The organism is Streptomyces sp. NPDC020884 (genome assembly GCF_044333935.1).
In the GTDB taxonomy this organism is placed as follows: Bacteria; Actinomycetota; Actinomycetes; order Streptomycetales; family Streptomycetaceae; genus Streptomyces.
Genome location: NZ_JBIRRY010000008.1, coordinates 239571 through 262925, shown reverse-complemented (window position 1 = coordinate 262925; position 23355 = coordinate 239571). Strand labels below are relative to the sequence as shown.

At 71.6% G+C, this 23355-nt stretch carries 20 protein-coding genes; 12 read left to right on the top strand and 8 right to left on the bottom strand.

From position 1 onward, the window contains the following. Positions 1–20 precede the first annotated feature (20 nt). The 4 genes from tatA (at position 21) to ACH4UK_RS24770 (ending at position 5164) form a co-directional block, all read left to right on the top strand. Complete coding sequence (gene tatA / locus ACH4UK_RS24785) at positions 21–317, top strand: Sec-independent protein translocase subunit TatA (RefSeq protein WP_398359635.1); 297 nt, start codon at positions 21–23, stop codon at positions 315–317. A gap of 49 nt (positions 318–366) precedes the next feature. Continuing rightward, positions 367–1332: a twin-arginine translocase subunit TatC gene (gene tatC, locus ACH4UK_RS24780; protein WP_398359634.1), complete on the top strand. Its 966-nt coding sequence runs from the start codon at positions 367–369 to the stop codon at positions 1330–1332. A 17-nt stretch (positions 1333–1349) separates the two neighbouring features. Beyond that, the gene (locus tag ACH4UK_RS24775; protein WP_398359632.1) at positions 1350–2243 is read left to right on the top strand and encodes a diacylglycerol kinase; all 894 of its coding nucleotides are present in this window, start codon (positions 1350–1352) and stop codon (positions 2241–2243) included. An 80-nt stretch (positions 2244–2323) separates the two neighbouring features. Next, positions 2324–5164 carry a DEAD/DEAH box helicase gene (locus ACH4UK_RS24770; protein ID WP_398359630.1) on the top strand — a complete coding sequence of 947 codons (2841 nt, stop codon included), beginning with the start codon at positions 2324–2326 and terminating at the stop codon, positions 5162–5164. 161 nt (positions 5165–5325) lie between these two features. Here ACH4UK_RS24770 and ACH4UK_RS24765 read toward each other — a convergent pair whose 3' ends face one another. The 3 genes from ACH4UK_RS24765 to ACH4UK_RS24755 all read right to left on the bottom strand — a co-directional run bounded on the left by ACH4UK_RS24765 (position 5326) and on the right by ACH4UK_RS24755 (position 7595). Next, positions 5326–5763, bottom strand: a complete 438-nt coding sequence (locus ACH4UK_RS24765; protein ID WP_398359628.1) for an SPW repeat protein — start codon at positions 5761–5763, stop codon at positions 5326–5328. A gap of 129 nt (positions 5764–5892) precedes the next feature. Then, complete coding sequence (locus ACH4UK_RS24760) at positions 5893–6852, bottom strand: ADP-ribosylglycohydrolase family protein (protein WP_398359626.1); 960 nt, start codon at positions 6850–6852, stop codon at positions 5893–5895. A 95-nt stretch (positions 6853–6947) separates the two neighbouring features. Continuing rightward, positions 6948–7595: a fasciclin domain-containing protein gene (locus ACH4UK_RS24755; protein WP_398359624.1), complete on the bottom strand. Its 648-nt coding sequence runs from the start codon at positions 7593–7595 to the stop codon at positions 6948–6950. A gap of 655 nt (positions 7596–8250) precedes the next feature. On the opposite strand from ACH4UK_RS24755, the gene ACH4UK_RS24750 reads away from it, so the two are divergent. The 5 genes from ACH4UK_RS24750 to ACH4UK_RS24730 are packed head-to-tail and all read left to right on the top strand — an operon-like array spanning position 8251 to position 13655. Beyond that, positions 8251–9525, top strand: a complete 1275-nt coding sequence (locus ACH4UK_RS24750; RefSeq protein WP_398359622.1) for an NAD(P)/FAD-dependent oxidoreductase — start codon at positions 8251–8253, stop codon at positions 9523–9525. Then, on the top strand, positions 9522–10244 hold the full coding sequence (locus ACH4UK_RS24745) for a DUF1365 domain-containing protein (RefSeq protein WP_398359620.1): 723 nt from the start codon (positions 9522–9524) through the stop codon (positions 10242–10244). The genes ACH4UK_RS24750 and ACH4UK_RS24745 overlap by 4 nt, the downstream gene beginning before the upstream one ends. Continuing rightward, a complete protein-coding gene (locus tag ACH4UK_RS24740) occupies positions 10241–11506 on the top strand; it encodes a class I SAM-dependent methyltransferase (protein WP_398359619.1) in 1266 nt (421 codons plus the stop codon). The genes ACH4UK_RS24745 and ACH4UK_RS24740 overlap by 4 nt, the downstream gene beginning before the upstream one ends. Continuing rightward, complete coding sequence (locus ACH4UK_RS24735; RefSeq protein WP_398359617.1) at positions 11503–12855, top strand: class I SAM-dependent methyltransferase; 1353 nt, start codon at positions 11503–11505, stop codon at positions 12853–12855. The genes ACH4UK_RS24740 and ACH4UK_RS24735 overlap by 4 nt, the downstream gene beginning before the upstream one ends. Then, on the top strand, positions 12852–13655 hold the full coding sequence (locus tag ACH4UK_RS24730; RefSeq protein ID WP_398359615.1) for a DUF1295 domain-containing protein: 804 nt from the start codon (positions 12852–12854) through the stop codon (positions 13653–13655). The genes ACH4UK_RS24735 and ACH4UK_RS24730 overlap by 4 nt, the downstream gene beginning before the upstream one ends. Positions 13656–13704: 49 nt before the next feature. Here the strand turns inward: ACH4UK_RS24730 and ACH4UK_RS24725 are convergent, their stop codons facing one another. The 5 genes from ACH4UK_RS24725 to ACH4UK_RS24705 form a co-directional block, all read right to left on the bottom strand. Further along, positions 13705–15072 (bottom strand): cryptochrome/photolyase family protein, encoded by a 1368-nt coding sequence (locus tag ACH4UK_RS24725; protein WP_398359614.1) that lies wholly within the window; start codon positions 15070–15072, stop codon positions 13705–13707. Between the two features lie 38 nt (positions 15073–15110). Continuing rightward, a complete protein-coding gene (locus tag ACH4UK_RS24720; protein ID WP_398359612.1) occupies positions 15111–15863 on the bottom strand; it encodes an anti-sigma factor domain-containing protein in 753 nt (250 codons plus the stop codon). Then, the gene (locus ACH4UK_RS24715) at positions 15860–16444 is read right to left on the bottom strand and encodes a sigma-70 family RNA polymerase sigma factor (RefSeq protein WP_398359610.1); all 585 of its coding nucleotides are present in this window, start codon (positions 16442–16444) and stop codon (positions 15860–15862) included. Before ACH4UK_RS24715 ends, ACH4UK_RS24720 begins: the two co-directional genes overlap by 4 nt. Before the next feature lie 373 nt (positions 16445–16817). Further along, on the bottom strand, positions 16818–17669 hold the full coding sequence (locus tag ACH4UK_RS24710; RefSeq protein WP_398359608.1) for a siderophore-interacting protein: 852 nt from the start codon (positions 17667–17669) through the stop codon (positions 16818–16820). Between the two features lie 46 nt (positions 17670–17715). Further along, positions 17716–18624 carry a 5'-3' exonuclease H3TH domain-containing protein gene (locus ACH4UK_RS24705; RefSeq protein ID WP_398359942.1) on the bottom strand — a complete coding sequence of 303 codons (909 nt, stop codon included), beginning with the start codon at positions 18622–18624 and terminating at the stop codon, positions 17716–17718. A gap of 270 nt (positions 18625–18894) precedes the next feature. Here ACH4UK_RS24705 and ACH4UK_RS24700 point away from each other — a divergent pair, with 270 nt between their 5' ends. The 3 genes from ACH4UK_RS24700 (at position 18895) to ACH4UK_RS24690 (ending at position 23354) form a co-directional block, all read left to right on the top strand. Then, positions 18895–20031, top strand: a complete 1137-nt coding sequence (locus ACH4UK_RS24700) for a glycine betaine/L-proline ABC transporter ATP-binding protein (protein WP_398359606.1) — start codon at positions 18895–18897, stop codon at positions 20029–20031. Beyond that, entirely contained in the window at positions 20024–22645 is a 2622-nt protein-coding gene (locus tag ACH4UK_RS24695) for an ABC transporter permease/substrate binding protein (protein ID WP_398359604.1), read from the top strand. The genes ACH4UK_RS24700 and ACH4UK_RS24695 overlap by 8 nt, the downstream gene beginning before the upstream one ends. Before the next feature lie 163 nt (positions 22646–22808). Continuing rightward, the gene (locus ACH4UK_RS24690; RefSeq protein ID WP_398359602.1) at positions 22809–23354 is read left to right on the top strand and encodes a helix-turn-helix domain-containing protein; all 546 of its coding nucleotides are present in this window, start codon (positions 22809–22811) and stop codon (positions 23352–23354) included. Position 23355 lies beyond the last annotated feature (1 nt).

The window sequence follows — 23355 nt, the reverse complement described above, 5'->3', positions numbered from 1 at the left end:
CAGTGAGAAGGAAGTCGCCCATGATCGGCAATCTGAAGCCCCTCGAGATCGTTCTGATCATCGCCGTCATCCTGCTGCTCTTCGGTGCCAAGAAGCTTCCCGACATGGCGCGCTCGCTCGGCAAGTCGGCCCGCATCCTCAAGAGCGAGGCCAAGGCGATGAAGAAGGAGGACGCCACGACCGCGGCGCCCACCACCGAGACCGTCGAGGACCCGGCCCCGCCGCAGTCCACCACCGCGCGCACCATCCAGGCCGCGCCGGGAGACGTCACCAGCTCGCGCCCGGTCAGCGAGGCCAAGCCCACCACCCAGAGCTGACAGCTGACGCGTTCCGCCGACAGCCGCCGCACGAAACGAGGGAAGTGGGTTGCTCAAGTCTGCCCGCAAGCAGGAGAAGGACGACGAGGGGCGGATGCCTCTCCTCGATCACCTGCGTGAGCTGCGTAACCGGCTGCTGAAGGCCGTGCTGGCGATCGTCGTGGTGATGATCGTGGCGGCGTTCTACCAGAAGGAGATCTACGAGTTCCTTCTGGCTCCCATCCAGGAGTCCGTGGGCTGCAAGGACGGCGTGGTCATCACGGTCGACGGCAAGTCCTGCGCACTGCTGAAGACCGACACCTTGATCGGGCCGTTCACGAACGCCCTCAAGGTCGCGCTCATGTCCGGCGTGCTGCTTGCCACTCCGGTCTGGCTGTACCAGCTGTGGGCGTTCGTCGCCCCGGGCCTGCACAAGGGCGAGAAGCGCTACGCCTACGCCTTCGCCGTCGTCGGCGCACCGCTCTTCCTGGCCGGTGGCTACCTCGCCTACGCGATCCTGCCGCAGACCGCCGAGATCATGCTCGGGTTCAGCCCCGATGACGTACAGAACCAGATCGGGCTCGACAGCTATCTGGATCTGCTGGTCCGGATGGTGATCGTCTTCGGGCTCGCCTTCGAGCTCCCCCTGCTTCTCATCGCGCTGAACATGACCGGAATCGTCTCCGGGAAGCGGATGCTCACCTGGTGGCGCGGGATGATCGTCGGCCTCACCGCCTTCGCGGCCATCGCCACTCCCGGTGGCGAGCCCATTTCGATGCTGCTGCTGGCCGGTCCGCTCGCACTCCTCTACTTCATCGCCGTCGGCTTCTCCCTGCTGAACGACAAGCGGCGCAACCGCAACAACCCCGACGCCGAGCTCAGCGACGACGAGGCCTCGGATCTCGATCTGACGCCCGAGCCCGTCGGCAGCGTGGAGAACGTCTCCGGCTCCCGCCCCGCACTTCCGGAGCAGGCTTCCGGTGAGGCGGACGGATCGGGAACGCACCGGCTCAACGGTTACGACGACATCACCTGACCTTGTAGGGTCCGCTGGTGACCAGCGAGATCACCCTCTTCGTCAATCCCACCGCGGGACGCGGCCGGGGCGCGCACGCCGCGCAGCCGGCCGCTTCCGCGTTGCGGGACGCCGGATTCTCCGTCCGTACGGTGCTTGGCGAGGACGCCGACGACGCCCTGCGCCGAGCCCGTGAGGCCGTGGCCGCGGGGACCGGGGCACTGATAGCCGTGGGCGGGGACGGGCTGATGTCCCTCGCCCTCCAGGCCGTCGCCGGGACCGCCACCCCGCTCGGTGTCGTCGCCGTCGGCACCGGCAACGACTTCGCCCGCGCGCTCGGTCTGCCGATACGTGACCCGGCCGCCGCCGGACGGCTGGCCGCGCGGGCGCTCAAGGAGGGCGGCCACCGCGACATCGACCTCGGGCGGGTCGGGGAGCGCTGGTTCGGCTCCGTCCTCGCCTCCGGCTTCGACTCCCGGGTGAACGACCGGGGCAACCGGATGCGCTTCGTCGGCGGCCGGTTCAAGTACGACCTCGCGATCCTCGCCGAACTGGCCGCCTTCAAGCCGATCCCGTACCGGATCCGGCTCGACGGGGGAGAGGCCCGCGAGATCGAGGCGACGCTCATCGCGGTCGGCAACGGAACCACCTACGGCGGGGGCATGCGGATCTGCGCCGGGGCGGAGATGGACGACGGGCTCTTCGACGTGACCGTGGTGGGGCGGTGCAGCCGCACCACGCTCCTCAAGGTCTTCCCGAAGGTCTACCGGGGCACGCACCTGGACCACCCCGCCGTCACCGTGCACCGGGTCTCCTCGATCGAGCTGGCGTCGGCCGGGGTCACGGCGTACGCGGACGGCGAACCGCTCGGCGCGCTGCCGCTCACCGCCACCTGCGTGCCGGGTGCCGTGCGGGTGCTCACCGGGCGCTGAACCGGTCCTCACCGGTGAATGGCCAAGGGCATTTAAAGATCGCGCTGAGTGTCAGAGGTGGCGGGTAGGCTCGTATCAAGATGACAGAGGACCTCTCACCAGCTGAGCGATACCAGGCTTCTCAGGTCCGTGCGGCCGAGATGGCGACGGCCCTCGGGCCCTTCCGAGAGATGTACGAGTTCGGACTGGACCCGTTCCAGATCGAGGCCTGCCAGGCCCTGGAGGCGGGCAAGGGGGTGCTGGTCGCGGCCCCGACCGGGTCGGGCAAGACGATCGTCGGCGAGTTCGCCGTGCATCTGGCCCTGGAGCAGGGCCGCAAGTGCTTCTACACCACGCCGATCAAGGCGCTCTCCAACCAGAAGTTCGCCGATCTGGTCAAGCGGTACGGCGCGGACAAGGTCGGCCTGCTGACCGGGGACAACAGCGTCAACTCCGAGGCTCCGGTGGTCGTGATGACCACCGAGGTCCTGCGGAACATGCTGTACGCGGGCTCCCAGTCGCTGTCCGGCCTCGGCTATGTGGTCATGGACGAGGTGCACTACCTCTCCGACCGCTTCCGGGGCGCGGTGTGGGAGGAAGTGATCATTCACCTCCCGGAGTCGGTGACGCTGGTCTCGCTGTCGGCCACCGTCTCCAACGCGGAGGAGTTCGGCGACTGGCTGGACACCGTGCGCGGCGACACCGAGGTGATCGTCTCCGAGCACCGCCCGGTGCCGCTCTGGCAGCACGTGATGGCCGGCCGCAAGATGTACGACCTCTTCGAGGAGGCGACCGACCACGGCGGCCGGGGCGCCGGACGCCGTGAGGTCAACCCGGACCTGGTCCGCCTCGCCCGGCAGGAGAACCAACAGGGCTACAACCCGCGCGAGCGCCGCCGGGGCAAGATGGTGCGCGAGGCCGACCGCGAGCGCGAGAGGCGTCAGCGCAGCCGGATCTGGACGCCCGGCAGGCCCGAGGTCATCGACCGGCTGGACAACGAGGGCCTGCTGCCCGCCATCACCTTCATCTTCAGCCGGGCCGGCTGCGAGGCCGCCGTCCAGCAGTGCCTGCACGCCGGACTCCGGCTCAACGACGAGGACAAGCGCCGGCTGGTCCGCGAGATCGTCGAGGAGCGGACCGCGTCCATCCCCGGCGAGGACCTGCACGTCCTGGGCTACTACGAGTGGCTCGAGGGCCTGGAGCGCGGCATCGCCGCCCACCACGCGGGCATGCTCCCGACCTTCAAGGAGGTCGTCGAGGAGCTGTTCGTCCGCGGCCTGGTGAAGGCCGTCTTCGCCACCGAGACGCTGGCGCTCGGCATCAACATGCCCGCGCGCTCGGTGGTGCTGGAGAAGCTCGTCAAGTGGAACGGCGAACAGCACGCCGACATCACCCCCGGCGAGTACACCCAGCTCACCGGCCGGGCCGGACGCCGCGGCATCGACGTCGAGGGCCATGCGGTGGTCCTGTGGCAGCGCGGCATGGACCCGACGGCGCTCGCCGGCCTCGCCGGCACGCGGACGTATCCGCTGCGCTCCAGCTTCCGCCCCTCGTACAACATGGCGGTCAACCTGGTGCAGCAGTTCGGGCGGCACCGCTCGCGGGAGCTGCTGGAGACCTCGTTCGCCCAGTTCCAGGCGGACAAGTCCGTCGTCGGGATCTCCCGGCAGGTCCAGCGCAACGAGGAGGGCCTGGAGGGCTACAAGGAGGGCATGACCTGCCACCTCGGCGACTTCGAGGAGTACGCGCGCCTGCGGCGCGACCTCAAGGACCGCGAGACGGAGCTGGCCAAGCAGGGGGCGGCGCAGCGGCGGGCGGCGGCGGCCTCCTCGCTGGAGAAGCTGAAGTCCGGGGACATCATTCATGTGCCGACGGGGAAGTTCGCCGGCCTCGCCCTGGTGCTCGATCCCGGTCTGCCCGCCGGGCGGGCCAACGGCCACCGCGGGTTCGACCATCACGACGGCCCGCGTCCGCTGGTGCTCACCGCCGAGCGGCAGGTCAAGCGGCTGGCCTCGATGGACTTCCCGGTGCCGGTCGAAGCGCTGGACCGGATGCGGGTGCCGAAGTCGTTCAACCCGCGCTCACCGCAGTCCCGGCGCGATCTGGCCTCGGCGCTGCGGACCAAGGCCGGGCACATGGCGCCCGAGCGGCACCGCAAGCAGCGGGCGGCGGCGGCCGACGACCAGGAGATCAGCCGCTTGCGGACCGAGCTGCGGGCGCACCCCTGCCACGGGTGCGACGAGCGGGAGGACCATGCGCGGTGGGCCGAGCGCTACCACCGGCTGCAGCGGGACACCCGGCAGCTGGAGCATCGGATCGAGGGGCGGACGAACACGATCGCCCGGACCTTCGACCGGATCGTCGCGCTGCTGACCGAGCTGGACTATCTCCGGGGCAACGAGGTCACGGAGAACGGGCGGCGGCTGGCCCGGCTGTACGGGGAGCTGGACCTCCTCGCCAGCGAGTGTCTGCGCGACGGCGTCTGGGAAGGGCTCAACCCCGCCGAGCTGGCCGCGTGCGTCTCGGCGTTGGTGTACGAGGCGCGGCAGGCCGATGACGCGGTCGCGCCCAAGTTGCCGTCCGGACCGGCCAAGGTCGCCATGGGCGAGATGGTGCGGATCTGGGGGCGGCTGGACGCCCTGGAGGAGGACTTCAAGATCAACCAGACGGAAGGGGTCGGGCAGCGCGAGCCCGATCTCGGCTTCGCCTGGGCGGTCTACATGTGGGCCTCCGGCCGGACGCTGGACGAGGTGCTGCGCGAGGCGGAGATGCCGGCGGGCGACTTCGTACGGTGGTGCAAGCAGGTGATCGACGTGCTGGGGCAGGTGGCCGCGGCGGCACCCCGGGACGCGGGGGCGGGGGCAAGCGGCGTGGCGAAGAACGCCCGTAAGGCGGTGGACGCGGTGCTGCGGGGTGTGGTGGCGTACAGCTCGGTCGGCTGACGGTGAGGGAAGGGCGGGGGTGGGGCGCCTGCGGCGGGCTGTTCCCCTCCCCGCCCCTTCCTGGAACCGGGGCTCCGCCCCGGACCCCGCTCCTCAAACGCCGGAGGGGCTGAGGAAAGCCGGAGGGGCGGGGCCGTCGGTGTCGCGGGGGTGTCCTCCGGTCACGTGTTGCGGGTTCTTGTCGCGGCTCCCGCGCAGACCATGCCCAACAGCACGGCCAGCCCGCCGACGATGATGTTGTTGATCACGATCCCGGCGTCCGGGCTGCTGCCCACCACCCAGCTCGACACGATGATCCACGCGCCGATGGCGCAGATCGCCCAGCTCAGGCCGTACATGCGCTCGGGCATCACGGTGAAGCCGAGGGCCAGTACCGCGATGGCGATGCCCATCACCAGGTTGTGCGTGACCAGAGCCGGCTGGCTCGCCGTGAAGTGGAGCACCCACGGGGAAACGGCGCAGTAGAGGCCGAGGAGGAACACCGGCGCGTCCACCAGCGCCACATCACGACCGCCCATCACGCGGTCGTACCGCGCACGCATTTCGGAGGCATCGGGGTGGCCCGATATATCGCTCCTCGCGTGTGAGACGTTGCTCATGAGATTTCGTCTCCTTCGGAACTGCGGGCCCCGCCGCCGTGCGGATGGATGCGGCAGGCACCCTTCCCTCCATAGTGCTCTTATCTGGAACTTATGTGTACATATGGGGCGATATTGCTTGGGGGATTCTCAGGAGGCCCGGGGGCCCTCGGCGTCCAGCCGGCCGGACAGGGCCAGGAGGTCACCCGCGGTCAGGCGGCGGTCCCCATGGCCGGGCAGCGGTACGTGCAGGAGCTCGGTCCAGCGGTCCGGGACCGCCCCGATGCCGTACACCGCACCCGCCAGGCCGCCCGTCACCGCCGCCACCGTGTCGGTGTCCCCGCCCACGTCGACGGCGGCCGCCAGGGCCCGCTCAAGGGTGTCCGTCGTGCGCAGTGCCCAGAGCGCCGTGCCCAGACAGGGCCACACCGCACCGTTGAACTCGGTCGCCAGGCCCGGGTGCCAGTCGGGCGCCAGTACCGTCGCCCAGCGGGCCCGGTGATCGGCGTGCACCTCGGCCGGCGCCCCGGGGACGGCGGCGAGCGGATCCTCGCCCGCCGGCGCCACCCGGACCAGCTCGTGGAAGACGGCGGTTCCTTCCCAGGCCGCCCGGTCGCCGTGGGTCAGCGCCGCGATCCGGCGGGCCGCCCCCATCGTCGCCGGGCGCCCGGCGTGCGCGAAGTACACCGCCGAGGTGGTCGCCCGCATCAGTGAACCGTTGCCCGCGGCCCGCCCGTTGAGCTGGAAGTGCAGGCCCGCGGCCACGTCCCACGGCTCGCCGTTGGTCAGCACGTCCTCGGTCTGGATGCCGATGTCCTTCGGGGTGCCCGCCGCCCACCGCTGGAACCGGTCGAACACGTCCGGCAGGTCCAGGCCGCCGCGCTCCAGCAGGGACTCCCCTACCAGCACAGCCATCTGCGTGTCGTCCGTCGCCTCGCCCGGATCCCAGCCGCCGCCCCCGCACAGCGTCCCGACGCCGTCCGGGAAGCGGGCGGTGAACACCCCGGCGGGGCCGAACTCGAACGGGGCGCCGAGCGCGTCCCCGGCGGCGGACCCGATCACGGCTCCGGCCACGCGGTCGCCACGGCCCACGGATTCACGGCGTGTCATCCGGTCAGGCCAACGCCGCGCCCGCGCACGACGAGGGGCGGGGAGCCGCGGCGTACGCGGCTCCCCGCCCCTCATCCGTGGGGGATCAGCGGGAGTTACTTCGGGGGCATCAGGACCGAGTCGACGATGTAGACCGTCGCGTTGGCGGTCGGGACGTTGCCGCAGACGACCTTCGAGGCGTCGTTCACGGTGTACTCGGTGCCCGAGCCGGCCGTCGTCAGCTTGCTCTTCTCCAGCGTGTCGAAGGAGCCCTTCTCCAGCTGCTGCGGCGTCAGCTTCTCGCCCACCACGTGGTAGGTGAGGACCTTGGTGAGCTCGGCCTTGTTCGCCAGCAGCGCGTCCAGGTCGGCCTTCGGGATCTTCGCGAAGGCGTCGTTGGTCGGGGCGAACACCGTGATGTTCTCGGCGTTGTTGAGCGTGTCGACCAGGCCGGCCTGCTTCACGGCGGCCACCAGCGTCGACAGCTCCTCGTTGTTCGAGGCGGCCGTGGCGACCGGGTCCTTCGCCATGCCGTCGAACGAGCCCGCGCCTTCCTTGGGCACCGACGAACAGGCCGGGCCGAACGGCTCGTCCATGGTCATCGAGTCGTCGGCCGAAGGGCTGGCCGGTGCGGACGCGCTGGGCGTCGAGCCTGCCGCGGAGTCCTTGGAGGAGTCGTCCGAGGAGCAGGCGGTCAGCGTCAGCGGCAGCACGGCGGCTGCGGACACGGCCACGGCTGCACGGCGGAAGAGGAGGGTGTTCATGGTGTTCTCCTGGATCGAAGGTGTTGAGCGAAGAAGGGAAGGGGCGAGGCGAAGGTCAGGGGGCGAGCCGGCGGCCGCCGGAGGCCGTTCGGTGACCGGGGAACCGGGCCCGTCTGCCCAGCCGCGGAAGACGGACCCGGCGCCGGGGCGAGCCGTCCGGCCAGGAGAGAGCACACTCCTGCGGCTCGTGCGGCGCCACGGCCGGAGGCGGTGAACCACCCGGACGGCTCCCCGGCCGTCCCGGCGGCGTCACACCCCCGGCCGCGCCGCGGACCGGAACCGCCGACGGGCGCTCCGCCGCCGCCCCGCCCCGGCCGCCGCGGGGACCGGCGCCGGCCGGTTCCGTACGGCATGCCGGGGAGACGCGACGGCCCGTCCCGCATCCGGCGGCCGGGCCGCCGGGCGCGGCGATCATGGCGCGCGCCGAGCGGGACCGCCGGGGCGGGCGAGCCCCGTGCATCCGCGCATCGTTCCGGTCTGTTCTCACACAGGGGGTTCGACGCCGGTCGGCCGGCGGATTGGTCCCGGATGCTCATTCACCCGTTCGGAGCAGAGTCGATGATCGACCAATCCTTTCGGCCACCGGCCACGAATGGAGGGTGAGGAGCGCTCCAGGAGCGCTCCGAACCGTGCGGAAGGACCTGAGGGAGCCGGGATGCCAGGGGAACGGCGGCGGACTGCCGTGGTGGGAGCCGGAGTGGCGGGACTGACCGCCGCCCATGTTCTCCGGGATGCTCATGAGGTGACGCTGTACGAAGCCGACGACCGCGTCGGGGGCCACGCCCACACCCACGATCTGGACGGGTCCGACGGCCGGGTGCACCGCGTCGACTCCGGGTTCATCGTGCACAACCGGCGGACCTACCCCCACCTGCTGCGGCTCTTCGACGAACTCGGCGTCGCCACCCAGGAGTCCGAGATGTCGATGTCCGTACGGTGCGAGGGCTGCGGTCTGGAATACGCCGGCGCCCGCGGACCCGCCGGGCTCTTCGCCCAGCCGCGCTCCGCCGTGCGCGGCCGCTATCTGCGGATGCTCGCCGAGGTGCCGCGCTTCCACCGTGCGGCCCGGACCCTGCTGGCACTGCCGGAGAGCGCCGCGGGCGGCCTGACGCTGGGGGAGTTCGCCCGGCGCGGGCGCTTCTCGCCGTACTTCCACGCCCACTTCCTGACGCCCATGGTCTCCGCCGTCTGGTCCTGCGACCCGGTCACCGCCCTGCGCTACCCGGCCCGCTACCTCTTCCGGTTCCTCGACCACCACGGGATGCTCGCCGTCGGCGGCTCACCGGTCTGGCGCACCGTCACCGGCGGCTCGCGCGCCTACGTCGACCGCGTCGTCAAGCAGCTCGCCGCCGTGCACACCGCGACCCCGGTACGCGCGATCACCCGGCACGCGGACGGCGTCGACGTCACCACCGAGGACGGCACGACGACCCCGTACGACTCGGTCGTCATCGCCACCCACCCCGACCAGGCGCTACGGCTGCTCGCCGACCCGAGCGACGCCGAGCGCGGCACGCTCGGCGCGTTCCGCTACTCCCGCAACCCGACGCTGCTGCACACGGACACCACCCTGCTGCCGCGCGCCCGGGGCGCGAGGGCCTCCTGGAACTACCTGATGCCCTCCTGCGCCGCCGACGCCGACCGCGTCACCGTCAGCTACGACATGAACCGGCTCCAGCGGCTCGACGCCCCGGAGAGCTTCGTCGTCACGCTGAACGGCGCCGACCGGGTCGCCCCGGACACCGTCCGCGCCCGCATGGTCTACGAGCACCCCGTCTACACCCCCGAGTCCGTCTCCGCCCAGGCCCGCCTGCCCGCCCTGTCCGGTCCCGTCACCGCCTACGCGGGGGCCTACCACGGCTGGGGTTTCCACGAGGACGGCTGCCGTTCGGGGGTCGAGGCCGCCGCCGCCCTGGGGGTGGCCTGGTGACCGCCCTCTACCCGTGCACCATCACGCACGTACGGACCCGGCCCGGGAAGTACGCGTTCCGGCACCGTACGTACCTGTGGCTGATCGACCCCGACCGGCCGCCCCGGCTGCCGCGCGCCCTGCGACCGCTGGCCCGCTTCGACCCCCGCGACCACTTCGGCGGCACCGCCCCCACCATCCGGTCCGGCCTGGAGCGCTTCCTGCGGGCCCGGGACGTCGAACTCGGCGACGGCACCGTCACCATGCTCACCCAGGCCCGGGTGTTCGGGTACGTCTTCAACCCGATCACCGTCTACTGGTGCCACCGCGCCGACGGCAGCCCGCTCTGCGTCGTCGCCGAGGTCCACAACACGTACGGCGGACGGCACGGCTATCTCCTGCGTCCCGACGGGAACGACCGGGCTGTGACCGGCAAGGAGTTCTACGTCTCGCCGTTCTTCCCGGTGGACGGCGGCTACCGAATGCGGCTGCCCGAGCCCGGGTCCCGGCTCGACCTGAGCATCCATCTGGAGCGCGACGGGGCCCGCCCCTTCACCGCGACCGTACGGGGAGGCCGCCGCCCGGCCACCCCCCGGGAGCTGGTGCGCCTCGCCCTGCGCCACCCCCTCTCCACCGTCCTCGTCTCCGCCGCGATCCGCCTGCACGGCATCCGGCTCTACCTGCGCGGGCTCCCCGTGCAACCCCGTCCCCCTCACCGCCCACAGGAAGGCATGCAGTGACCGCTCCCACCTCGGCGCTGCCGGCAGAGCACACCCCCGGTACCGACCCGGAACGCTGGCCCGACATCGTCACCCTGCCCCGGGTCTCCCGCGCCCGGACCGCCGTCGCCGAACGCATCGTGCGCCGCGCGCTCGCCGGGCTCCCGCTGCGCGCCCGGCTCGCGGGCACCGAGGACATCGGCCTCGGCGGCCCGCTCATGGACATCCGGAACCCCGACGCCTTCTTCCGCCGGATCGGCGCGAGCGGGCTCATCGGCTTCGGCGAGTCCTACATGGCCGGCGAATGGGACACACCCGACCTGGTCGGCGTGCTGACCGTGCTGGCCGACAACGCGGCCGACCTCGTCCCCCGGCCCCTGCAACGCCTGCGCGGCATCTGGGCGCTGCGCAGGCCCACCGCCCACATGAACACTCCCGAAGGCTCCCGGGACAACATCAGCCACCACTACGACCTGTCCAACGAGCTCTTCGCCCTCTTCCTCGACGAGACGCTCTCCTACTCCTCGGCCGTCTTCCGCGGCTTCCCCGCCGAGCACGCCCTGCTGCCCGCCGCCCAGCACCGCAAGATCGACCGGCTGCTGGACGCCGCCGGGGTCGGCGAGGGCACGCGCCTCCTGGAGATCGGCACCGGCTGGGGCGAACTGGCCGTCCGCGCGGCCGCCCGGGGCGCGCGGGTCGTCACCGTCACCCTCTCCGCCGAACAGCGCGAGCTGGCCCGCACCCGCGTCCGCGAAGCCGGGTTCGAGGACCGCGTCGAGGTACGGCTGAGCGACTACCGCCAGGTCACCGGCGATTACGACGCCATCGTCAGCGTCGAGATGGTCGAGGCGGTCGGCGAGGAGTTCTGGCCGGTCTACTTCGAGACCCTGGACCGGCTGCTCGCCCCCGGCGGCCGGATCGCCCTCCAGGCCATCACCATGCCCGACGACCGGCTGCGCGCCAGCCGCTCCACGTACACCTGGATCCAGAAGTACATCTTCCCCGGCGGACTGCTGCCCTCCACCGAGGCCGTGGAGCGGATCACCGCCGACCACACCCGGCTGCGCACCACCCACCGCATCCGCTTCGGCGCGCACTACGCCGAGACGCTCCGGCTGTGGCGGGAGAGGTTCACCGGCCGGGCGGCCGAGGTCGACGCCCTCGGCTTCGACGCCGTCTTCCGCCGGATGTGGACCTTCTACCTCGCCTACTCCGAAGCGGGCTTCCGCTCCGGCTATCTCGATGTGCAGCAACTGCTCCTGACCCGAGAGGAGACCGCGTGACCACGACCGCGGCCAAGCCCCCCGCCCGGCGCACCCCGACCGGGGCCGCCCAGCGCGTCGAACCGCTGATCGAGCGGCTCCTCGGCGGCCCGCCGCCCGTCCGGGTGCGGATGTGGGACGGCAGCGAGACCGGGCCCCGGGACGCCCCCACCGTCCATGTGCGGACCCGCAGAGCGCTGCGCCGCCTCCTGTGGGAGCCGGGCGAACTCGGTCTCGCCGAGGCCTACATCACCGGCGAAATCGACCTCGACACCGATCTCGGCGACGGGCTGCGCGCGATGCGCCGCGCCGTGCGCGACCGCGGCCTCACCCCGCCCGCGCCCGCCCTCGGCGACCGGGTCAGGGCGGCGGGTCTCGCCCTGCGCCTCGGCGCGGTCGGCCCCCGCCCCCCGGTCCCCGCCGCCCGCGCCGGACTGCGCGGGACCCTGCACAGCAAGGCCCGCGACCGGGCGGCGATCAGCCACCACTACGATCTGTCCAACGCCTTCTACGCCCTGCTCCTCGACGAGACGATGGCGTACTCCTGCGGCTACTGGACCAGCGACGCACCCGGCTACGGCGCGGTGGACGCGCAGCGCGACAAGCTGGAGCTGATCTGCCGCAAGCTCGGACTGCGGTCCGGCGCGCGGCTGCTGGACATCGGCTGCGGCTGGGGATCGCTGACCCTGCACGCGGCCGAGCGCCACGGCGTGCACGTCACCGCCGTCACCCTCGCCGCCGAGCAGGCCGCGTACGTACGGGAGCAGGTCGCCGAACGCGGCCTCGACGATCGCGTCGAGGTGCTGAACATCGACTACCGGGACATCGCCGGACGCCCCGGGACCCTCGGCGTCTACGACGCGGTGTCCACGATCGAGATGGGCGAGCACGTCGGGGACGCCGAGTACCCGGCGTTCACCGCGATCCTGCACGACGTGCTCCGGCCGCGGGGCAGGGCGCTGGTCCAGCAGATGTCGCGGGGGACGACCGCGCCGGGCGGCGGCGCGTTCATCGAGTCGTACATCGCCCCCGACATGCACATGCGCCCGCTCGGCGAGACCGTCGCCCTGCTGGAGGGGGCCGGTCTCGAGGTCCGCGACGTCGAATCGCTGCGCGAGCACTACGTCCGGACGGTGGAGGCCTGGCGGCGCACCCTGGAAGAGCGCTGGGCGGAGTTCGTCGCGCTGGTGGGGGAGGAGACCGCGCGGGTGTGGCGGCTCTATCTCGTCGGCGGCGCGCTCGCGTTCGAGGAACGGAGGATGGGCGTCGACCAGATCCTCTCCGTACGGCCCGATCCGGTCGGCTCCGCGGCGATGCCCGCCACCCGGCGTGACTGGTACGCGCCGGGGGACCCGGGATCGGACCGGTGAGCGGCTTCGCCTGGGCCGCGTTCGCGAACGGACTCGCGGGCGCGGCCGTCGCCGCCCTCGGCGTCATGCTCGTCACCTTCGCCGTCGCCCTGAACAAGGGCGTGCACCGGATCGTCGACGTCGCCTGGGGCATCGGGTTCGCCGCCGTCGCCCTGGTCTCCTACGGCCTCTCGGCGGGTGCGGGCGACGACGGCCGCCGGCTCCTGGTGACCGCGCTGACCGTGATCTGGGGGCTGCGCCTGGCCGTCCACATCGGGCGGCGCGGCCGGGGCCACGGGGAGGACCCGCGCTACGCGAAGATGCTGGCCAAGGCCCCCGGCAACCCGAACCTCCATGCCCTGCGCAAGGTGTATCTGCTCCAGGGGGCGCTGGTCTGGCTGGTCTCGCTCCCGGTGCAGGCCGCGCAGTACCTCACCGCGCCGCTGGCCTGGTGGGCCTGGGCGGGGGCGGTCCTGTGGGCGGTCGGGCTGGCCTTCGAGGCGATCGGGGACGCGCAGCTCGCCCGGTTCAAGGCCGACCCGGCCAACAAGGGGAAGATCATGGACCGGGGGCTGTGGTCCTGGACCCGCCACCCGAACTACTTCGGCGACTTCTGCGTCTGGTGGGGTCTCTTCCTCTTCGTCTGCCAGGCACCCGCCGCCGCTGCCGCCACCGTCGTCGCCCCGCTGGTGATGAGCTTCCTGCTGACCAAGGGCAGCGGCGCGGCTCTGCTGGAGCGGCACATGGCCGACCGGCCCGGGTTCGACGCCTACATCGCGCGCACCAGCGGCTTCCTTCCCCGGCCGCCGCGCCGGTCCTGACGGCCGAACAGGCACGTCCCGCCGGCCGTCCGATCGCGTCGTCGTCCGGTCAGTCCAGGCCGCGGGCCCGCTCGAAGCGGGCCCGCGCCTCGGCCAGGTCCACCAACGGCTCCGGGTAGTCCAGGGCCGCCCGGTCCAGGCCCTGGAGCTTCCAGGGCTCGTGGATCGCGCCCCCCGCAAGCTCCGCCAGCTCCGGCACCCAGCGGCGTACGTAGTCGCCCCGCGGATCGAAGCGCTTGCCCTGGATCACCGGATTGAGCACCCGGTTGGGCCGGGTGTCCGTGCCGGTGCCCGCCACCCACTGCCAGTTGAGCTGGTTGTTCGCCAGATCGCCGTCGACCAGCAGGTCCAGGAAGTGCCGGGCCCCCACCCGCCAGTCCGCGTACAGCGTCTTGGTGAGGAAGCTCGCGGCCAGCATCCGGCCCCGGTTGTGCATCCAGCCCTCGTGGGCGAGCTGCCGCATCGCCGCGTCCACCAGCGGATAGCCGGTGAGCCCGGACTTCCAGGCGGCGATCTCGTCCTCGTCGGAGCGCCAGCGGTCGCGGCGCGGCCGGTAGTCGGACCAGGAGGCGTCGGGGCGGGCCGCGAGCACCTGGTGGTGGAAGTCGCGCCAGGCCAGCTGCCGTACGAACGCCTCGCCGCCGGGCCCGCCCTTCTTCCGTGCGCGGTGGACCAGTTCGGCGGCGGAGACCGTGCCGAAGTGCAGATGGGGGGAGAGCCGGGACGTCGCGTCGCCGGCCAGATCGTCGTGGCCGTCCTCGTAGTCGGCCATCGGTCCGTTCAGCCAGGACGTGACCAACGCGCGGCCCGTCTCCTCGCCGCCCCGGGCCAGCCCGGGGGAGAGGTTCTCGAGCGTGTCCCGGTCCGGGAGCGCGTCGCCGGACACGCCGTCCGGCACCCGGACCGTGCGGGGAGCGGTCAGTGTGCCCCGTACTCCCTCCGCCTCCCAACGGCGGAAGTACGGGGTGAACACCGCGAAGTGGTCCTTGCCGCCCGTCGGGACCACCCGGCCCGGAGCGAGCGCGGTGACCACCGCGTCATGGATGCGCAGGTCGCAGCCGGAGCCCGCCAGGGCCTTCCGGATCTGCTCCTCGCGCAGCGCCGCGTACCGGCTGACCCCGGCGGCGAGGTGCACGGAGGCCGCGCCGGTCTCCTCGGCCACCCGCCGGACCTCGGCGGCCGTACCGCCCCGCCGGACGATCAGCCGGCCGCCCCGGTCGCGGAGTCCGGCGTCCAGGCCGGCCAGACAGTCGGCGAGGAACGCCAGCCGGTTGGGCGCGTCGAAACCGGCCCGGTGCACGGCGTCGTCCCGGACGAACAACGGGATCACCTCGTCCGCGTCCCGCAGGGCGGCACACAGCACCGGGTTGTCGTGCAGCCGCAGGTCGGAGGTGAACAGCACCACAGCGACGCTCATGGAACGTGTGCTCCCTTGCGGTATTCGTGGGTGAGCGGTCAGGCGGCGGGGAAGTCCATCAGCGCCACCGGCGACGAGGTCGGTTCGGCGGACCCTCCGGCGGGCTCGACCGTGATGCCCATCCCGGACGCCCGGTCCACCGGCCCGTCCAGCAGGACCGCGTCGTCGGCGGCCGTCGGGTCCATCAGACCCGCCGAGCGCATCGTGCCCGCGTCGTTGAACCAGAGCTGGTAGACCCTGCCGCTCGGCGGCCGCTCCATCCCGGAGGCCAGGAACACCGCGCGGTTGTGGCTCTGCGAGACGACGACGGTGCCGTGCGCGCCGCCGGTCAGCTCGCCCGATGCGGTCTTCGCGTCCGGGGCGGAGAGGACCTGGGCCAGCTGCTCGTTCTGCCGCTGTGCCTGGTTCGCCTCCTGTCGCGCGTCCTGTGCCACCTGGTTCTGCCAGACCGCGACCCCGCCGAACGCGGCAGCTGCCGCTATGCAGGCGGCCAGGGCGTAGGAATACCAGCGGCCGGTGCGTCCGCCGCCGCCGGTCCGCTCGCGTCTGCCGTGCGCCGGAGTCTCCTGGCGTACGGTCGTGATCTCCCGCAGTACCCGGTCGCGGAGCTCGCGGGGTGGGGGATCGGCGACCGCGAGGCCGAGCCGGGCGGCGGTGGCCGACAGCTCCCGCACCTCCTGGGTGCAGGCCTCGCAGTCCTCCAGGTGCCGCTCGAACGCCTGCCGTTCGGAATCCGGCAGCGCGTGCAAGGCGTAGGCACCGGTCAGCGTGTGCAGCTCGGCCGTGCTCATGCGCTCACCCCCAGGCAGTCGCGCAGCCGGATGAGGCCGTCGCGGAGTCGAGTCTTGATGGTGCCCAGCGGCACGGCTAGCAGTTCGGAAACCTCACGGTAGGTCAGGCCCCGGTAGTAGGCCAGGGTCACCGATTCCCGTTGCAGCTCGGACAGGGTGCGCATGCAGCGCCGTACCTGTTCCCGCTCCAACCGGGACTCCACCTGTTCCGACACCTCGTCGAAGGCGGGCGTCCGGTCCAGCAGCGCAGCCTTGTGCTCACGGGCGGCCGAGGCCTCGGCCGAGCGGACCCGGTCGACGGCCCGGTGGTGGGCCAGGGTCAGCACCCAGTTCATCGCGCTGCCTCGGGAGGCCTGGAAACGCGGGGCGGTCCGCCACACCTCCACCAGGACCTCCTGCGCCACCTCCTCCGACTGGGCCGGATCGCGCAGCACGCTGCGCACCAGGCCGAACACGGGCCCGCTCACCGCGTCGTACACCGTGGCGAACGCGTCCTGGTCGCCCCGCGCGACCCGCACCAGGAGCTCCTGGAGATCGGGACCGGGCGCGGGGATCCCACTGATGTGTACGGCTTCCTTCACGCGGGTTCCTCCCGGGACGATCGCGGTTCCGGCAGTGATTCGGAGCTGACGGCCGAACGGATTGGTCGGGTGCGGGCGATCTTTCCAGATCGGGTCCCGGGAGGGCGCGACGCGCCCGGCGAACGGTGCGCGCCGCCGCAGCCGGACGGCTGCCGGAACCGTCGATACGGTCCGTGGTGCGGCGGCGACGCGGGGCGACCTCGCGGTCGGGGGGCCACGCGGGTGGCTCCGAGGCCGGGCGGGGCGACCGGGCAGTGCGACCACGCGCGGGTGGCCCCGGGGCCGGGCGGTGCGACCGCGCGGGGTGGCCCCGGCGGCGGCCCCGGGGCCGGGCGGAGCCCCCGGCGCGGCTGGTCGGCGGTTCGGGCGGGTGCTACGCGGCGGCCGAGCCGCTCTCCTGCTCGCGTTCCACCTGCTCGTTCCACTCGCGCTTGACGGCGCGCCAGGCGTCGTCGTTCTGGCCCAGACGCCAGTAACCCGAGATCGACAGCTGCGGCAGCGGGATCTGCCGCTCCACGCGCAGATACCGGCGGATCTCCTTCACGAAGCCCGCCTCGCCGTGCACGAAGGCCTGGACCTCACCCGCGGGGAAGTCGAGCCCCTTCACGGCGGCGGTCAGCAGCTCGCCGACCGGGCGGCCGTCGCGGTGCAGCCAGGTCACGGCCACCCCGTCGGGCGTCACGATCTTCTGCTCCTCCGAGGCGTCCGACACCTCGACGAAGGCGTGCACCAGTGCGCCCGACGGCATCTGCTCCAGCGCCGCCGCGATCGCCGGCAGGGCGCTCTCGTCGCCGACCAGCAGGTGCCAGTCCGCCGAGGCCTGCGGCCCGTAACCGCCACCGGGGCCGAGGAAGGTCACCTGCTCGCCCACCCGGGCCCGCTGCGCCCACGGTCCCGCGAGGCCCGCGTCGCCGTGCACGACGAAGTCGACGGCCATCTCCCGGGCGACCGGGTCCCACGAACGCACCGTGTACGTACGGGTGGTGGGCCACAGCTCGCGCGGGTGGTCCTCCCGGATGGCGGCCATGTCGAACGGGTGCGCGTAGTCCGCGCCCTCGGGCGCGAAGCACAGCTTGATGTAGTGGTCGGTGAAGCCGGAGAGGGTGAAGTCCGCAAGCCCTTCGCCGCCGAGGACCACCCGCACCATGTGCGGGGTGATCTGCTCGGTGCGCACGACCTGCGCCCCCTGGGCCTTGGGTCCCTGCCGGGCCGGCCGCTCTGCCACGAGGTACTCCCTGGTTCGAAGACTTAGGTATGCCTAAGTTAACACCTCAGTGCTGAAGAGTGGTCAGAAGTCGGTGGAGCGCTCCGCCCAGCCCCCACTGCTCCGCCAACGCCTCCAGGGCTGCCGGATCGCGCGGCTCGCGCGGCACCGCCGGATCGAAGTCGGGCAGCGGTACGTCCCCGGCCACCCGGACCACCTTCGGCGCGACGGCCACATAGGCGCGCGACTCGTCCAGCCGCTTGCGCTGCGAGGGGGTCAGCTTCGCCGTCGGGTCGTCCACCGCGGCCATGATCCCGTCGAGATCGCCGAAGGCGTCCAGCAGCTTGGCCGCCGTCTTCTCGCCGATGCCGGGGACGCCGGGGAGCCCGTCGCTCGGGTCGCCGCGGAGCAGCGCCAGATCGACGTACCCCGCGCCGTCCACGCCGTACTTCTCGCGCAGCCACGCCTCGTCGGTCATCTGGAGCGTGCCGACGCCCTTGAGCGGGTAGAGCACGCGCACCTGCCGGGCGTCGTCGACCAGCTGATACAGGTCGCGGTCGCCGGTGACGATGTCCACGGGTCCCTTCGCGCGCGCCGTGAGGGTGCCGATGACGTCGTCCGCCTCGTACGGCGTGACGCCGACCCGGGCGATCCCGAGCGCCGCCAGCACGTCCTCGATGATCGGCACCTGCGGGGACAGCGTGTCGGGGATCTCCTCCTCGTCCGTCTGTCCGGCGGGCGTCTCCTCGGCGACCCGGTGCGCCTTGTACGTCGGGATCAGGTCGACGCGCCACTGCGGGCGCCAGTCGTTGTCCCAGCAGGCGACGAGGTCGTCGGGCCGGTGGTCCTGAACCAGCCGGCCGATGAAGTCGAGGAGTCCGCGCACGGCGTTCACGGGTGTCCCGTCCGGCGCGCGCACCGAGTCGGGCACGCCGAAATAGGCGCGGAAGTACAGGGAAGCGGTGTCGAGGAGCATCAGGCGTCGCGTCACAGACCCGATGATGCCCCACGCCGCTGACAGTCGCCGTCCGTCGCACCCGGTGACCCCGCTGTGGCCCTCCGTCGCAGGTCAGTGACCTGGGTCACTGTTGCGTTTGGTCTGCGTAAGGAGGGGCAGGCGCGCCACCGGAGCGGACCACGTCGCATTTTCAACTAGTGCATGTGCCACGCGGACCGAACCCGCATCGCTCCACGGTCTGCCGGCGGGGGTGGCAGACCGTTTTTCGGTTCAACGCGTGAGGTGTATGTGTCCAGGCTGCAAGCCGAACACCTGTACAAAGTCTTCGGCAGACGACCCGATGAAGCCGTGCGAAAGCTCGAGAGCGGCGTCGACCGCGACGAGCTGCGCGCCGACGGAACGACCGCAGCGGTGATCGATGCCTCGTTCACCGTGGAGCCGGGTCAGATCTTCGTCGTCATGGGGTTGTCCGGCTCGGGCAAGTCCACCCTGTTGCGGATGCTCAACGGTCTGCTCGACCCCACCGCGGGCCGGGTGCTCTTCGACGGCCAGGACCTGACGGCCCTGAGCGCCGGAGACCTGCGGAACGTCCGCTCCACCAAGATCAGCATGGTGTTCCAGCACTTCGCGCTCTTCCCCCACCGGAGTGTCCTGGAGAACGCCGCGTACGGCCTGGAGGTCCAGGGCGTGCCGCGCGTGGCGCGCGAGGCGCGTGCCGCCGAGGCGCTGCGGATGACCGGCCTCGAAGGCTGGGAGCGGTCCTGGCCCGACGAGCTGTCCGGCGGAATGCAGCAGCGCGTGGGCCTCGCCCGCGCCCTGGCCACCGACGCCGACCTGCTGCTCATGGACGAGTCCTTCAGCGCGCTCGACCCGCTGATCCGCCGTGACATGCAGGACCAGCTGCTGGAGCTCCAGAAGCGCCTGAAGAAGACCATCGTCTTCATCACCCACGACCTCAACGAGGCCATGCGCCTGGGCGACCGGATCGCCGTGATGCGCGACGGGAAGATCGTCCAGCTCGGCACCGCCGAGGACATCCTCGTCACCCCGGCCAACGACTACGTCGCCTCCTTCACCCAGGACGTCGACCGCTCCCGGGTGCTCACCGCCGGCGCGATCATGGCCGAGCCGCACACCGTGATGGGCTCCACCGCCGCGGACGGCAAGGAACTGCGCACCCCGCAGGACGTCATCGCCGCGGCGCCCGCCACGGTCGCGGAGTCCACGCCGATCATCGACCTGTTCACGCCCTGCTCGCAGAGCGCGAACCCGGTCGCTGTGACCGACGCCAAGGGCAAGCTCGTCGGCGTCGTCCCCAGCTCCCGGCTGCTCGCCGTCCTCGGCGAGCCGATGACCCCGGCCGAGGCCCCCCGCGACACCGAGCCCGCAGCCGCGGGCGGCGTGAAGAAGGTGGCCAGTGTTTAGGCTCCCCCTCGGCGAATGGGTCGACTCCGCGGTCGACTGGCTGCAGACCCACCTCGCCTGGCTCTTCGACGCCATCAGCTCCATCGTCAGCGGCATGTTCGACGGCATAGCCGCCGTCCTGTCCGCCCCCGCGCCGCTGCTGTTCGCGGGCATCGTCGCCGTCATCGCCTGGTGGCTGCGCGGCCTGCCCGCGGCCCTGCTCACCTTCGTCGGGTTCGCCCTCATCGACTCCGTCGAACTGTGGGACGAGGCGATGGACACCCTCACCCTGGTGCTCGTCGCGACCCTGGTGACCCTGGTCATCGCGGTGCCGCTGGGCATCTGGGCCTCCCGGTCCAGGACGGTCAGCGCGATCACCCGGCCGGTCCTGGACTTCATGCAGACCATGCCCGCCATGGTCTACCTGATCCCCGGCGTCATCTTCTTCGGCGTCGGCGTGGTCCCCGGCATCATCGCCACCATCATCTTCGCGCTGCCCCCGGGCGTCCGGATGACCGAACTCGGCATCCGCCAGGTCGACGGCGAGCTCGTCGAGGCGGCCGAGGCCTTCGGCACCACCTCGCGCAACACGCTGCTGCGCGTCCAGCTGCCGCTCGCCCTGCCCACGATCATGGCCGGTATCAACCAGGTCATCATGCTCGGCCTGTCCATGGTCGTCATCGCGGGCATGGTCGGCGGCGGCGGCCTCGGCGGCTCCGTCTACCGCGCCATCGGCAATGTCGACGTCGGCCTCGGCTTCGAGGCGGGCATCTCCATCGTCATCCTCGCCATGTACCTGGACCGGATGACCGGCGCCCTCGGTACCGAGGTCTCGCCGCTGGCCCGCCGCGCGGTCGCCAAGGCCCAGGCCATGGCCGACGGCTGGAAGATCTGGACCTACCGCCCGCAGCCGCGCATCGCGGTCGTCGGCATCGTCGTCCTCGCGCTCGTCGCGGGCGGCATGAGCATCTTCGGCGGCTCCAAGGACGACACCGCCGGCCAGAGCCCGAAGGTCGGCGACGGCAAGAAGATCAGCATCGGCTACATCCCGTGGGACGAGGGCATCGCCTCCACCTTCCTCTGGAAGGAACTGCTGGAGCAGCGCGGCTTCGAGGTCGACGTCAAGCAGTACGAGGCCGGCGCGCTGTACACCGGCATGGCCAACGGGCAGATCGACTTCCAGACCGACTCCTGGCTGCCCGTCACCCACGCCAGCTACTGGAAGAAGTACCAGAAGGACCTGGAGGACCTGGGCTCCTGGTTCGGCCCGACCTCCCTGGAGCTGGCCGTCCCGTCGTACATGAAGGACGTCCAGTCGATGGACGACCTCAAGGGGCGCGCCTCCGAGTTCAAGGGCCGGATCGTCGGCATCGAGCCGAGCGCCGGAGAGACCGCGCTCCTGAAGGACAAGCTCCTGCCGGGCTACGGCCTCGACAAGGAGTACAAGCTCATCGACGGCTCCACGCCGTCCATGCTGGCCGAGCTGAAGCGCGCGTACGCCAAGAAGGAACCGATCGTCGTTCCGCTCTGGTCGCCGCACTGGGCGTACAACCAGTACGACCTCACCAAGCTCAAGGACCCCAAGAACCTCTGGGGCAAGGGCGACGGCATCCACACCCTGGCGCGCAAGGGCTTCTCCCAGGAGAACCCCGAGGTCGGCAAGTGGCTGAAGAACTTCGAGATGACCGAGGACCAGCTCACCAGCCTGGAAGCCGAGATCCAGAAGTCCGGCTCCGGCAAGGAGCAGGAAGCCGTCCGCACCTGGCTGAAGGCCAACCCGGGTGTCGCCGACAAGTGGTCCCCCGTCCCGAAGGACGCCAAGGCCGCCGGCGGCAAGGACGAGCGTGACCGCGCGCTGGAGGTCGCCTGGTTCCCGTGGGAGGAGGACATCGCCGCCACGTACCTGTGGAAGGCGGTCCTGGAGGAGCGCGGCTACAAGATCAACCTCAAGCAGTTCGAGGTCGGTCCGATGTACGCGGCGATGTCGCGCGGCCAGATCGACGTGCAGTTCGACGGCTGGCTGCCGTACACCCAGAAGAATTACTGGGACAAGTACGGCGACAAGCTGACCGACATCGGCTCCTGGTACGGGCCGACCTCCATCGAGGTCGCCGTCCCCGACTACGTCAAGGACGTCAAGACCCTCGACGACCTCAAGGGCAAGGGCTCCGACTTCAAGGGCCGGATCGTCGGCATCGAGCCCGGCACCGCCACCATGGAGAACCTCAAGGAGAACGTCCTGCCGCAGTACGGCCTGGACAAGGAGTACGAGGTCCTCGACTCGTCCACGCCCGGCATGCTGGCCGAGCTGAAGCGCGCGTACGCCAAGAAGGAGCCCATCGCGGTCCTGCTGTGGACCCCGCACTGGGCGTACAACGAGTACGGCATGACGAAGCTCGCGGACCCGAAGAAGGCGTTCGGTGACGGCGACCGGCTGCACACCATCGCCTCCAAGGAGTTCCCGAAGCAGTACCCGCAGCTGACGGAGTGGTTCAAGGACTTCAAGCTCACCGAGAAGCAGCTCGGCGGACTGGAGAACGAGATCCAGAAGCGTGGCGCGGGTCACGAGGAGGAAGCCGTGAAGGCCTGGATGGACGACAACCCGGGCATCGCGGACACCATGGCACCCCAGTAGGGGCTCCACGGGCACGAAAGCACAGGTCGCAAGGGGTGGCCCCCGCCGTCGGGCGGGGCCACCCCTTCCGGCTGTCCCGAGGCCGATTACCGGACGTCGTGCGCAACCATGTGCGTAAGGTGCTGGCAACCGCGAGGATGGCGGAGGCGGGAGGGAGCCGGACATGGACGACAAGGACACACCGAGGGTGGGCGCCGCCGTCCGCAGACGGCGCAGAACCCTCGGTCTCACGCTGGCCGCGGTCGCGTCGCGCAGCGGCCTCTCCGTGCCCTTCCTCAGCCAGATCGAGAACGAGCGCGCCCGCCCCAGCGCCCGCTCCCTCGACCGGGTCGCCGAAGCGCTGGAGACCACCACCGCCCGTCTGCGGGCGGCCGCCGACTCGGCGCGCGCCGTGGACGTCGTCCGGGCCGCGGAAGGCGAGGGCGTACGCCGCCTGGTGCGCGGCCGGCACCAGCTCAGCGCCCTGGAGTTCACCGGCGAACCCGACCTCGGGCGCGAGTTCCAGCACCGCAACGACGAACTGATGTACGTCGTCGAGGGCGCCGTGGACGTCGAGGCCGAGGGCCAGGTCCACCGCCTGGAACACGGCGACACCCTCTTCCTCTCCGGCGGGGTGCGCCACCGCTGGCGCGCCACCGTGCCCGGCACCCGGCTCCTGGTCGTCGCGGTGGCCGAGCACATCGACGCCACGTACGACTCGCGCCGCTAGG

Excerpts from the sequence above, each read along its gene's own strand:
- tatA (WP_398359635.1), top strand. The coding sequence starts at position 21 with ATGATCGGCAATCTGAAGCCCCTCGAGATCGTTCTGATCATCGCCGTC.
- ACH4UK_RS24755 (WP_398359624.1), bottom strand. The coding sequence starts at position 7,595 with ATGAACACCCTCCTCTTCCGCCGTGCAGCCGTGGCCGTGTCCGCAGCC.
- ACH4UK_RS24770 (WP_398359630.1), top strand. The coding sequence starts at position 2,324 with ATGACAGAGGACCTCTCACCAGCTGAGCGATACCAGGCTTCTCAGGTC.
- ACH4UK_RS24720 (WP_398359612.1), bottom strand. The coding sequence starts at position 15,863 with ATGAGCACGGCCGAGCTGCACACGCTGACCGGTGCCTACGCCTTGCAC.
- ACH4UK_RS24765 (WP_398359628.1), bottom strand. The coding sequence starts at position 5,763 with ATGAGCAACGTCTCACACGCGAGGAGCGATATATCGGGCCACCCCGAT.
- ACH4UK_RS24760 (WP_398359626.1), bottom strand. The coding sequence starts at position 6,852 with ATGACACGCCGTGAATCCGTGGGCCGTGGCGACCGCGTGGCCGGAGCC.
- ACH4UK_RS24705 (WP_398359942.1), bottom strand. The coding sequence starts at position 18,624 with ATGCTCCTCGACACCGCTTCCCTGTACTTCCGCGCCTATTTCGGCGTG.
- ACH4UK_RS24690 (WP_398359602.1), top strand. The coding sequence starts at position 22,809 with ATGGACGACAAGGACACACCGAGGGTGGGCGCCGCCGTCCGCAGACGG.
- ACH4UK_RS24750 (WP_398359622.1), top strand. The coding sequence starts at position 8,251 with ATGCCAGGGGAACGGCGGCGGACTGCCGTGGTGGGAGCCGGAGTGGCG.
- ACH4UK_RS24725 (WP_398359614.1), bottom strand. The coding sequence starts at position 15,072 with ATGAGCGTCGCTGTGGTGCTGTTCACCTCCGACCTGCGGCTGCACGAC.